Origin of the sequence: Microcoleus sp. Pol12B4 (assembly GCF_036701385.1) — a bacterium.
Taxonomy (GTDB): domain Bacteria; phylum Cyanobacteriota; class Cyanobacteriia; order Cyanobacteriales; family Microcoleaceae; genus Microcoleus.
Map to the genome: position 1 here is coordinate 1 of NZ_JAUBQR010000213.1, position 11,701 is coordinate 11,701.

At 46.7% G+C, this 11,701-nt stretch carries 11 protein-coding genes; 6 read left to right on the forward strand and 5 right to left on the reverse strand.

Features of this window, described 5'->3' with window-relative positions:
* From adhE to QUA38_RS23375, 4 genes are all read left to right on the forward strand, one after another.
* A partial coding sequence (gene adhE, locus QUA38_RS23360) for a bifunctional acetaldehyde-CoA/alcohol dehydrogenase (protein WP_333166070.1) occupies positions 1–2,610 on the forward strand: 2,610 nt, incomplete at its 5' end.
* A gap of 227 nt (positions 2,611–2,837) precedes the next feature.
* Positions 2,838–3,131, forward strand: coding sequence for an ATP-dependent Clp protease adapter ClpS (gene clpS / locus QUA38_RS23365; RefSeq protein ID WP_190743461.1), 294 nt, complete (start codon positions 2,838–2,840; stop codon positions 3,129–3,131).
* A 123-nt stretch (positions 3,132–3,254) separates the two neighbouring features.
* Positions 3,255–3,569: a hypothetical protein gene (locus tag QUA38_RS23370; RefSeq protein WP_333166073.1), complete on the forward strand. Its 315-nt coding sequence runs from the start codon at positions 3,255–3,257 to the stop codon at positions 3,567–3,569.
* A 215-nt stretch (positions 3,570–3,784) separates the two neighbouring features.
* A complete protein-coding gene (locus QUA38_RS23375) occupies positions 3,785–4,690 on the forward strand; it encodes an MvdC/MvdD family ATP grasp protein (protein ID WP_333166076.1) in 906 nt (301 codons plus the stop codon).
* 7 nt (positions 4,691–4,697) lie between these two features.
* On the opposite strand, the gene QUA38_RS23380 is transcribed toward QUA38_RS23375, so the two are convergent.
* Both QUA38_RS23380 and QUA38_RS23385 read right to left on the reverse strand, forming a co-directional pair.
* Positions 4,698–5,198, reverse strand: a complete 501-nt coding sequence (locus tag QUA38_RS23380; protein ID WP_333166078.1) for a plastocyanin/azurin family copper-binding protein — start codon at positions 5,196–5,198, stop codon at positions 4,698–4,700.
* A gap of 54 nt (positions 5,199–5,252) precedes the next feature.
* Positions 5,253–6,371 (reverse strand): tocopherol cyclase family protein, encoded by a 1,119-nt coding sequence (locus QUA38_RS23385; protein ID WP_333166081.1) that lies wholly within the window; start codon positions 6,369–6,371, stop codon positions 5,253–5,255.
* Positions 6,372–6,553: 182 nt separating this feature from the next.
* On the opposite strand from QUA38_RS23385, the gene QUA38_RS23390 reads away from it, so the two are divergent.
* Positions 6,554–7,135, forward strand: a complete 582-nt coding sequence (locus tag QUA38_RS23390) for an Npun_F5749 family FMN-dependent PPOX-type flavoprotein (protein ID WP_333166083.1) — start codon at positions 6,554–6,556, stop codon at positions 7,133–7,135.
* A gap of 91 nt (positions 7,136–7,226) precedes the next feature.
* Here QUA38_RS23390 and cysE read toward each other — a convergent pair whose 3' ends face one another.
* Both cysE and QUA38_RS23400 read right to left on the reverse strand, forming a co-directional pair.
* Complete coding sequence (cysE, locus tag QUA38_RS23395; protein ID WP_333166085.1) at positions 7,227–8,033, reverse strand: serine O-acetyltransferase; 807 nt, start codon at positions 8,031–8,033, stop codon at positions 7,227–7,229.
* A 203-nt stretch (positions 8,034–8,236) separates the two neighbouring features.
* A complete protein-coding gene (locus QUA38_RS23400; protein ID WP_333166087.1) occupies positions 8,237–8,677 on the reverse strand; it encodes a hypothetical protein in 441 nt (146 codons plus the stop codon).
* A gap of 604 nt (positions 8,678–9,281) precedes the next feature.
* Here QUA38_RS23400 and mrdA point away from each other — a divergent pair.
* Positions 9,282–11,108 (forward strand): penicillin-binding protein 2, encoded by a 1,827-nt coding sequence (gene mrdA / locus QUA38_RS23405; RefSeq protein WP_333166090.1) that lies wholly within the window; start codon positions 9,282–9,284, stop codon positions 11,106–11,108.
* Positions 11,109–11,230: 122 nt separating this feature from the next.
* Here the strand turns inward: mrdA and QUA38_RS23410 are convergent.
* The coding region (locus tag QUA38_RS23410) for a DUF3352 domain-containing protein (RefSeq protein ID WP_333166089.1) at positions 11,231–11,701 on the reverse strand (471 nt) is incomplete at its 5' end.

Here is an 11,701-nt window from a genome sequence, read left to right on the forward strand (position 1 = left end):
GAATTAGAAGTCCTAATTCAAAAAGTGAAAGCAGCCCAAGCTGAATTTGCCACCTACACTCAAGAACAGGTCGATCGCATATTCAAGCAAGCAGCTTTAGCCGCTAATGCCGCCCGCATTCCCTTAGCCAAGGCAGCAGTCAAAGAATCGGGAATGGGAGTTATCGAAGATAAGGCAATCAAAAATCATTTTGCCTCGGAAATGATTTACAACAAATACAAAAACGACAAGACTTGCGGTATCATCGAGTCCGATCGGCATTTTGGCTACGAACGCATTGCCGAACCCGTGGGAGTGCTGGCGGGAATCGTTCCTGTAACTAACCCGACTTCCACCACCATCTTTAAGTCTTTAATCGTGCTCAAGACGAGAAATGGCATTATATTTTCGCCCCATCCCCGCGCCAAATCCTGCACGGCTGCGGCGGCAAAAATCATCCTCGATGCTGCTGTAGCTGCAGGAGCACCACCGGATATTATTGGGTGGATTGATGAGCCAACTGTGCCACTTTCCCAAGCTTTGATGCAGCACCACGATATCAAACTAATTTTGGCAACTGGCGGGCCGGGAATGGTAAAAGCGGCCTACTCTTCAGGACATCCCTCCCTCGGTGTCGGCGCAGGAAATACTCCCGCCATCATTGATGAAACCGCCCACATCCAAATGGCTGTCAGCTCAATTTTGCTCAGCAAAACTTTCGACAACGGCACGATTTGTGCTTCGGAACAATCGGTGGTTGTTGTGGATGAGGTGTACGATGCAGTGCAACTGGAATTTATCAAGCGCGGTGCTTATTTCCTGAATGCTGAAGAACGGGAAAAAGTGCGGCAGGTAATCTTAATTGATGGTCGATTGAATGCCGAAATAGTCGGACAATCGGTGCAAAAGGTGGCACAGATTGCGGGTTTTGTAGTGCCGTCAAACATCAGGGTTTTGATTGGAGAAGTGGATGCGATAGGTAAAGAAGAACCCTTTGCTTGTGAAAAACTTTCGCCGATTCTCGCAATGTACCGCGCCAAGGACTTTACTGAAGCAGTAGACAAAGCGGAAGCGCTGATAATTTTTGGCGGACACGGACATACTTCTGTACTCTACACCGCTCCGCACAATCAGAAGCACATTCGTTATTTTGAAAGCAAACTAGAGACTTCGCGGGTGCTGATTAATACGCCTTCTTCTCAAGGTGCGATCGGCGATTTGTACAATTTCCGCCTCGATCCCTCCCTTACCCTCGGTTGCGGTAGCTGGGGCGATAATTCCATTTCTGTTAACGTGACACCCCATCACCTACTGAATATCAAAACCGTAGCAGAACGGCGCGAGAATATGCTCTGGTTCCGCATTCCTCCCAAGATCTATTTTAAGTCGGGTTGTCTTCCTGTAGCTTTGAGGGATCTTGCAGGTAAGAAACGTGCTTTGATTGTGACCGATAAACCATTGTTTGAGTTGGGATTGATTAAGGAAGTCACAGATAGTTTGGAAGAAATCGGCATCGATCACTACACATTTTACGATGTGGAACCCGATCCTTCGCTGGCTACTGTTCGCAAAGGTTTAGAAATATGCAATAGTTTCCATCCCGATGTGATTATTGCCTTTGGTGGTGGCTCGCCGATGGATGCTGCTAAAGTAATGTGGCTGATGTATGAGCACCCAGAAATTGAGTTTGAAGGATTGGCGATGCGGTTTATGGATATTCGCAAGCGGGTATACGAACTGCCGCCTTTGGGTTCAAAGGCAATTATGGTAGCAATTCCAACTACTTCGGGAACGGGTTCGGAAGTCACGCCTTTTGCGGTTGTTACGGATGAACGATCGGGGATTAAGTATCCGCTTGCAGATTATGCTCTGACTCCGAGTATGGCGATCGTCGATCCAGAACTTACGCTGAATATGCCCCGGAAACTGACTGCTTACGGCGGCATTGATGCACTAACCCACGCTTTAGAAGCTTATGTTTCTGTGTTGGCTTCTGAGTATACAAATGGTTTGGCTTTAGAAGCGATTCGTTTGCTGTTTAAATACCTGCCCAGCGCTTACAAAAATGGTGCTAACGATCCGAAAGCGCGGGAGAAAGTACATTATGCTGCTACGATCGCCGGCATGGCATTTGCTAACTCTTTTCTGGGGGTTTGTCACTCAATGGCTCACCAATTAGGTGCAACTTGCCATGTCCCTCACGGTTTAGCGAATGCGCTGATGATTTCCCATGTAATTCGCTACAATGCAACGGATGTTCCCTTCAAACAAGCGATTTTTTCTCAAAACAAGTATCCTAACAGCAAGTGGCGTTATGCTCGAATTGCGGACTATCTGAATTTGGGCGGCGATACAGAAGATGAAAAAGTTGAGAAGTTGATCGCAGCGGTGGAAGATCTCAAGCGTCAGGTAGATATTCCTAGCACGATTCAGGAGGCGATCGCCAGTCAGGGAATGAGTGATGATTTCTTTTTTGCTCGCGTTGAGGAAATGGCCGATCGAGCTTTTGACGATCAGTGTACCGGAGCTAACCCCCGCTATCCGCTGATTGAAGATTTAAAGCAACTTCTGGTGCAAGCGTATTCTGACGGCGACACTTCTGATCTCAATCGAGTGTTAACTTTAGTTTAATCGGCACGGTGCCATAGATTACTCCAGAAAAGCCTGTCAATGGGGGGCAGGATACCTAACCCCTAATCCCCACAATTTCTGGAGAAGTCTAATGCAGGGCCCGGCAGTGAAAATAAACCCCGAAGCGGATCAAAATACCAAGTACGGGTTGAAAATTTGTGAAATTGTGTTATGATATTAGAGGTAACTATTTTACGAATTTTGTAGTTTCAGTGGCTGTTCGCGCGATGACCTCTTCACCAACCATAGCACCCGTTCGATCGAGTCAAGTTACCCGCAAACCTTATCCCAACTATCGGGTAATAGTTCTCAACGACGATTTCAACACATTCCAGCACGTTGTGGAATGTTTGACGAAATACATTCCTGGCATGACGAGCGATCAAGCTTGGAAACTCGCCAACCAAATCCACCACGAAGGCCAGGCCACCGTCTGGGTTGGCCCGCAAGAGCAAGCAGAACTTTATCATATGCAATTGAGCCGTGCCGGGCTGACAATGGCTCCGCTAGAGTCAGCTTAACATTTTTTAATTAACAGTTACAATACTTACTTTCAAATTTGCCAAAATGGCAACATCACTTCATCCTCTTGATTTAGATTATGTGTCAATACACCTAATCTTTTACTCAAGTAGGAGAATTTTATGAATCATCCTTTTGATCTAGATATTGCTGATCTCGAAGCCATTGATTTGGATTTTGAAGAGACGTTAACTGATGAACAGGCCGCCCACATCGGAGGTGGAATTCGTTTCACGACTCTGGCTCTAGGTGAAGAAGGTGGAGGTGGCTCGATACAGTGTATCTCAGCTCCCTGTCCGGGAAGTGAAGGAGGAGGAGGATTTCCTCCCCCGCCTCCTATTTTCGATCCTCCGGTGACCACTCTGGCTATAGGTGAAGAGGGTGGAGGACCTTACACGAAAGCTTGGTTTGAAGGCGGTGGAGGCCCTATTTATTAGTAATCTCATTCCTGCCAACAATTTTATAATTTTTGCCTAACTCCTGAACTATTCCGATTGTTTCTGTAATGAGACTTTCAAAGATATAGCCTCATTTGAGTGTCTTTGTTCAAGAGTTCAAAAGTTGCAACACTTTCACAATAAGTGATGCGACTTTTCATATCTGTACTTGATTTTAGCACATAGATTGATGATTTTTAATTTTTAATTTTTCCATGAATATTTTAATTCTGGGTAATGATTCAGATGCTCATGCTACTCATATAAAAGATGCTCTCACCCAAGCCGGTGCAGAAGTAGATTATTTAGATACCTATCTGTTTCCAAGACAATTACGTCTGTCTTGGCAACCTGATACCCTGGTTGGGTGCTTGACGCTGCCCGGAGGTCGCCAGTTGAATTTTCAAGATATTCACAGTGTATTTTGGCGGAATTTTTCCGGTGTTGGCGTTGCACATTTAAAAGATGCAAATCAACAGCAAGTTGCATTGAACGATTCCATGAGTACAGTGCGATCGCTAATGCAAGCTTGTCCGGCTCGCTGGATTAATTCTTGGCAGGCATACCAATTTCATAAAGAAAAACCCCTACAACTGAGTTTGGCAAAGCAAATAGGAGTGACAATTCCTGCAACTTTAATCAGTAACAATCCAGAGCAAGTTAGGGAATTTGTCCAATCTCAGAAAAAAGTAATTTTTAAGCCAGTTTATGGTGGCGCTCATACCAAGTTGGTGACAGAGGCACATTTAGAACCTAATCGGCTGGACTTGGCTTTGAGTATTTCACCAATCACGATACAAGAGTATATTCCTGGGACAAACATTCGCAGTTATGTGATTGGCGAATCAGTCTATTCTGCCGAAATTCGCAGTCAAGCTTTGGACTTTCGGGAAGATTTAGAGTCCGAGTTAATTCCGATAGATTTGCCAGACTCAGTTCACCAACAATGTTTAGCAATATTAAAGGCATTTATGCTCGATTGGACTGCTATTGATTGGCGTCTTAAGCCAAGCGGTGAGTATATATTTTTAGAGGCTAATCCTAGTCCAATGTTCAGACATTTTGAGCGTCAGACTGGTTTTCCGATTACACAAAAATTAGTCAATCTGTTAATGTATTAACTCGGACTTAAGAGGCGATCGTAATTTTGCCAATCATCCCCGCCTCTGTATGTCCAGCTACGGTACAGCGCAGGTTGTAGGTTCCCGATTTCATCGGAACAAAAACCCATTCGGCCATAGCGCCCGGTTTAAGTTCCAATTCGTGAATAGCTCCTTTAATTTCCACCTTACCCGCTTCAACTTTTTGAGTCCAACTTGCATCAGCAAAGTCTTTAGCAGTACAATAATGTTTCTGCGAACTAGGATTTTTCAGCACTAATTTATAGCGCTTGCCCGATTCAAATTCTAAGAGATTGGGAAAAAACTTTAGTTCCCCAGCTTCGTTACCTAAACTAACAGTAATTTCGGTGACAGGTTGCCGAGACAAATCACCTGCCGCACTAGCAATTGCCGTCGGCATCAAGATTGTGTTCAAACATAAAATTACTCCCAAGATCACCTTGAGAGCTTTTTGTAACCGCTGGCTGCGGGAGAATTTGCCCAATTGCAAACCGAGTAAATTGATCATGGCTGTTATGACTACTGTTAACTATTAACTGACGACTGACTACTGACTAATTACTTAATTCGATCGCCAAACTTCATCCCAAGGCCCGCCCCCAACTTCCAAACCGCATAAAGAACTTTGAGCCTCTAAGATAATTCTAGAACGCTGCTTGCCATTTTTTTCCACATTTCCCCCCAACAACTCTCGCAGTTGCAAGCGCAATTCGCCGTGCGTCGTATCCCGGCAGCAAAAAGCCATACCTTTTTCTGTAGGAGCTCGCAAATAAGTACCATAACTGTTTGTAGTGCCAATTAACTCAATTTCAAACTGACTGTTTCTCGCCTGCATTTTCCAGCTTCCCCAAGGTTCAATATTCCAACTAACTTCCGAATTCCAAGGCACAAATTCGTAAAATTTGCCTCGGTAATGCAGACAAATCATTGCTACCGATTCCATCCACCACAGCACGCCCCGCTTGCCCCCACCAGCAGTTAAAGCTAAATCCTTTTCGCCTTGAAAACAATTGCAATTAACCCAAAACCACTTTTGCGGAAAAGCACCGCCCCAGTTTTTTTCGCTGTAAGCGGGAGCATCTTTAAATTCGTAGCGTTCGCCGTTCCAATCGATCCAGCCCGTGGCTAAACCGTGAGCCATTAAAATTTGCCATCCCGGCTCAAATACGGGGAGAAAAGATAGCATTCCCGCCGTTGATTTCTGGATCTCTTCAGAGTTTCCCCAGCCATAAATAGGTCGAATTTCGTACTGCCAAAAACAGTGGCTGCCACTTCCCGGATCGTGCAGATAACCTTGATTTAAAGTAGCAGTAGCTTGATAGCCTTCTTCGACTCTGCTGTCGAATACTTGCGGTTCTAAATATTCTGGTTTAAGTTGTAAATTTGTTTTCCCCCAATGTCCGAAAGCCAAGCCTTCTCGGTGGGCCCAAAACTTATTTACATCGGGAAAGGTGCGACACAAATAGCTATCTTTCGGGCCGAGAATTTGAGCTGCACCGCCGCTGTAAGGTTGACCGCCTCTGGGGTCTTCGATGGAATACATGAATGCAAAGGATTGTCCGTGAATTGGTAAGGTTATTCGGTAGTACCAGCCTTCAAAAAAGCGCCGGGAACTGCCGTCCCAGTGGTAGCCGCTGTGGGGAGTTTCAATAGTTTTGAGTTTTGAGAGTGAATTTGACATAAAATTACCAATAGCAAGATTTTAATAGTTGTAATTTGTGAGTTTAGACAAGAGAAGCAGCAGGTAATTCGGCAACATATTGGCTCGACGGATTTAATGGATGTAACGGATAGAATTCCCAATTACCGATTACCCATTACCGATTATCCATTACCGATTACCCATATGATAGGTTATTAATTATGTCTTTAGCACTTTGGCGATCGCCCTTAGCTCGCGCGCTCCACCGCAACCGCAGTCTCGCTTTTGCCCGCTACTTGCAACTAGCAACTGTTCGCGCCACTGGGCGTCCGGCCAACCGCACTGTGGTGTTTCGAGGTTTCTTAGCTGATACTAATCAGTTGAAATTTATTACAGATATTCGCAGCCAAAAAGCCGAGGAAATTAACCTCTATCCTTGGGGGGAAATTTGCTGGTATTTCCCAAAAACTCGCGAACAATTTCGGATTGCTGGAAAGCTAGTTTTGGTAGGGGCAGATTATCCAGAGGCAGAGTTGTGTTCATCGCGGTGCACAACTTGGCAGGAGCTTTCTGAGGCGGCTAGATCACAGTTTGCTTGGCCGCATCCGGGGGATGACAAAGCCGAGGCTAGTGCTTTTGATTCTGCTTCCCCAAATGCGATCGAGCCGCTGCCTAATTTTTGCTTGCTGTTGTTGGAACCGGAAACGGTGGATTTTTTGGAGTTGCGGGGGGAACCGCAAAACAGGTCGCTTTATCGCCGCGACGGGGAGGGAAATTGGTCTGTTCGATCGGTTAATCCTTGAAGTCAGTTGACTGTTAACTGTTGACTTTTGTCAGTAAGAAAGTTTTAAGTTGAAAAATTTCCAAGGAAAAACTCAACACTCAAAACTGTTTTTAGATGCCGGTGCCGTCGAAAAATTCTTGAATTGCTTTATCTTTTAACTTGCAGCTAGGGGTTGTAACTAGCTGTGTTTTTTCGGCTAAGGCTACATTGCTGGCTTGGTTTAAAGCTTCTGATACTGAGTGGAAATTGTGGGAATTGGGAGCAGAATTTAAGGAGACAGATGCTTGAGGAAGCAAACTTTTTACTTGCTGTTCGAGGGACTCGATACGATCGAGCAAAGAGCGAATTACCACAGCTTCCGAATCCGGCAAACTGCCGTGTTCTAGGGGATTGACGCGCACTCCCGATCGATAGACGATGCGGCCGGGAATCCCTACCACTGTACAGTCAGATGGTACGTCGCGGAGTACGACGGAACCGGCGCCGATGCGAACGTTGTTGCCAATTTGCAGATTGCCGAGTACCTTGGCCCCGGCACCTACAACTACGTTTTCGCCGACGGTAGGGTGACGCTTGCCACTTTGTTTGCCAGTACCGCCAAGGGTGACACCTTGGTAAATTAGGGCAAAATCGCCGATAATCGCTGTTTCGCCGATCACAACCCCCATACCGTGGTCGATGAATACGCTTTTGCCGATGGTTGCCCCTGGGTGGATTTCAATTCCGGTCAAAAAGCGAGCTATGTGGGAAATCAAGCGGGGGATGAAGGGAAGTCCCAACACGTAAAGCCAGTGTGCGAGGCGGTGCAGCACTAGGGCCTGAAGACCGGGGTAGCAAAACAAAACTTCCAGCCAGTTGCGAGCGGCAGGGTCGCGATCGAAAATTATACTGAAGTCAGCTCTAAGAGTCTTTAGCACTTTCGGAGTTACCTATTTTGGTTAAACACGCCACTTTCGATTTTACATTTTACTGGATGGGGGAAGTGAGCGGTCGATCGGGAGATTGGGTAGTGGGAGATTAAGAGTGTGGGAGATTGGGGCAGTGGATCACTCGGAGATGGGGAGATGGGGGTAGAATTTGACGACATTTTATTGTGGCTATGCCACAGCGTCGCTCAGTTCTATTCCTGTACTGAGATTGTATAGTTAGACTTGACTCCGGGTTCAACAGTACCGACCCAAATCTTGTAAGAGCCTGCTTGCCAGTCTGAATCAACTATGCCAGCATCTTTATTCTGACCTATGTCGTCTCCGCAGCGCACCGCATTACCGGGGCCTTGTACGAGTAAGGTTGTGTCCTTGCCTCCGCTGTTGACTTGGAGCGTGAGTTTTGAAAATTTTTGCTGCAAGACTATTATGTGGTCGGGAGTTGGGGTGGCAAAACCCAAACATTTGTTTTTGTGGCGATCGGCGTTGGCTATGACAGATAGAGAGTACGATCCGCCTGTGGAACCTCTCAAAACTGCTGTTGGGGCTGCAAAACCTCGCGATAAAGTTAAAGTGCCGAAATTGGCTGTTTCTGCTAAAACTGGTAGGGCGGCGATCGCGGCAATCGCAGCCAAGAGCGCACAGTTTTTGAAATTGGGTCGCTGATTAAACAACATGGCAATACTCCTCGGTCACAACTTAAAACCACAAATCAGAATCTACCCATCGCAGCCCCTAGAATCCAAACTTGGGAGGAAGAATAATTTTTTTTAAATTAGTTCAAAACCTCCTGGCTTCTCTTTCTTATGTCTATCAGGACAATCCCTGTACGATCGCGCTCGCTTGTGCCACTCGGATTTCTGCCACAGGCGAGCGGCTCATATCCGAAATTGTACGGTGTCAAGATGATAAATTTGATACTCCTCGCCTTGCTGTTGGCGATCTGTTCCCTATTGACACAGGCCTTGGTATTGTTACCTATAAGCCTATCCGGCTGGCTCCACCTCCCTAATTGGCTGATCCTGGCCTTGATTTTTCTGGCTACTTCTTGGTGCTTGGGGGATTAGTCAGCAGTCAGCAGTCATGAGTTACGAGTTATTAGTGATTAGTCAAAAGTTAATGATCGATCATTCCGTTTCCCCCAAGAGTCAAGGCCCGATTGTCCCCGCTTTGATGATGTATACTTCACAATTGACAATTCAAGAATCTAAAATCTAGGATTTGACATCTACCTATAGAATGATGCAACGACAAGTTTATTCAATCTCAGCATTTCCCTCTTCTGACAAAACCCTCGCGGAAACTCCTAAGAAACAGGAGCGTCCGATACACCGGGCGATCGTGTTAATGCTGGTGGCAACAGGTTTGCTAGGTCTGCACGCTAGTCGGCTGGTGGAATTGCAACTGGTACAAGGGAAGCAAAACCGGGAAAGAGCCGAAAACAATCGCGTTCGCCTAGTGCCAATGCCGGCGAATCGCGGACATATTATCGATCGCAAGGGCAACTTGCTAGCAGCAAACAATTTAGCTCGATCGGTATATTTGTGGCCGAAAGAACAAACACCGGAAGAGTGGAAAGCGACAGCAGAAAAGTTGAGTCCGCTGGTTAAAATCCCGGCGAAAGAAATTTTAAAAAAATTAAAAGAGGTCGATCCTCAATCCTATAGACCGGTGCGGCTCAAGCAAGCAATGCCGCCAGAGGTGTTTGTGCCACTAGCAGAACAGGTGGGACAGATGCGGGGAGTGGAAGTGCGGCCAGAAGCGAACCGCTACTATCCCGAAGGCAGTTTGGCGGCTCACGTTATCGGATATATTGGCGAGGCTACCGCAGCAGACTTGGAAGCTCATCCGGAATACCCGATGGGGATGATTGTCGGTCAGATGGGCATAGAAGCGAGTTCTAACCAGAAGATTGCGGGAGTTTGGGGCGATCGGCTGATCGAGGTAAATGCCCAAAATCAAGAATTGCGGCTGATGGGAGAGACACCGCCCAAACCCGGTGAGGCAGTGCAGCTAACCATAGACTTGTCCATGCAAAAAGCAGCCGAAAAAGCTCTGGGGAACCGCCGGGGAGCAGTAGTCGCGCTGGATGTCAAAACCGGCGCGGTATTAGTTATGGCCAGCCACCCGACTTTTGACCCCAATCTGTTTACGCGAAAAATCACTAAGGATGAGTGGGAAACTCTTCAAGACCCGGAAAATCCATTTTTGAATCGGGCTATGCAAGGCTATCCCCCAGGCAGCACCTTTAAAATTGTGACTTCCGTAGCAGGTCTGGAGTCGGGCAAATATTCGCCGGACTCAATTCTCGGTACTTCATCTTACATTACTGTGGGGGGAATTGATTTTAACGAACACAGCGGTGGTTACGGCGACATCGGCTTTCGGGATGCTTTGGCTTTCAGCAGCAATACGTTTTTTTATCAAGTGGGGATTAGTACCGGGCCGGAGCAAATTTCTAAGTGGGGACACCGCTTGGGAATTGGCAAGGATACGGATTTGAATCTTTTGGGGCTAGGCGGCGGCGATCACGGTCAAATCCCGACGCCGGAGGAGAAGGAGAAAATTTATAAAGAACCTTGGTATGCGGGTGATACGGTAACGATGTCGATCGGTCAGGGGTTGGTGTTAGTGACTCCTTTGGAGGCGGCTGTGATGGTGAGTTCGATCGCTAATGGGGGCTATCGAGTGAAGCCTCATCTTTTGACTTCTATGACCGGCACAGCGGAGACTCAACGGGTACAGACGGGGATGAAACCTTCAACAATTCAGGTGGTTAAGGAAGGACTGATCGCGGTGGTTGCCGAGGGTACGGGACAGGGATTGAATGACGGTACGATTCCGATGACCGCAGGCAAAACTGGGACTTCGGAGGTTATTGGACAGGAGGATCACTCTTTATATGTAGCGTTCGGGCCTGCTGACAAGCCGGAAATTGCGATCGCCGTGGTTGTGGAAAATGGCGGTTATGGTTCTGTTGCCGCGGCCCCGATCGCCAAAGAGGTGTTTCAAGCTTATTTTGGGCAACCGAAAAAGGTGAAGCAGCCAGTAGTGATTACTCCTTAGTTATTGGGAATTGGGCATTGGGAATTGGGAATTGGGCATAGTTTCTTCCTTCTTCCGACTTCCCTCGGACTGACATCCGTTACATCCTCAGAAAGCTAATCCGTTGCCGAACTTCCTTCTGACTAATTCAGCCGCATAAATATTGTAGCTTTGCGAATTCCTGTTATTTCTCCCGTACTGGTGACAGTGAGCGATCGCAAGTGGTCGAACAATGGTCTTGCCGAAAGTTCAATTAACCTCAACAGCGGGATTTGCTTTTCCCAAATTGGCCTGCTGGAGGGCCAGTCTAAATAAAAATAGCCGTCGTTAGATGGCGGTAGGGGTTCAATGCTGGTTTGAAAATCTTGATTTACAACTAAAGAGCCTGTTTCGGCTGCTTCTAGTGCTGCGTCCATTGCTTCTACTGAAGTGGTAAAAATTTCGTATTTGCCGACGGTGGCTCGAACTCCTTTTGCCTCGGTTTCGATCGCACTTTTTATATTATTTTCTTTTCCATAATTCTGACTCGTTGTCAACTGCGTCCAAGCGGTAATTTTCTGGTTTCTGAGAGTGAAGCTGCCGATGCTGTATTCTTTGCTGCGGGCAATTTCATC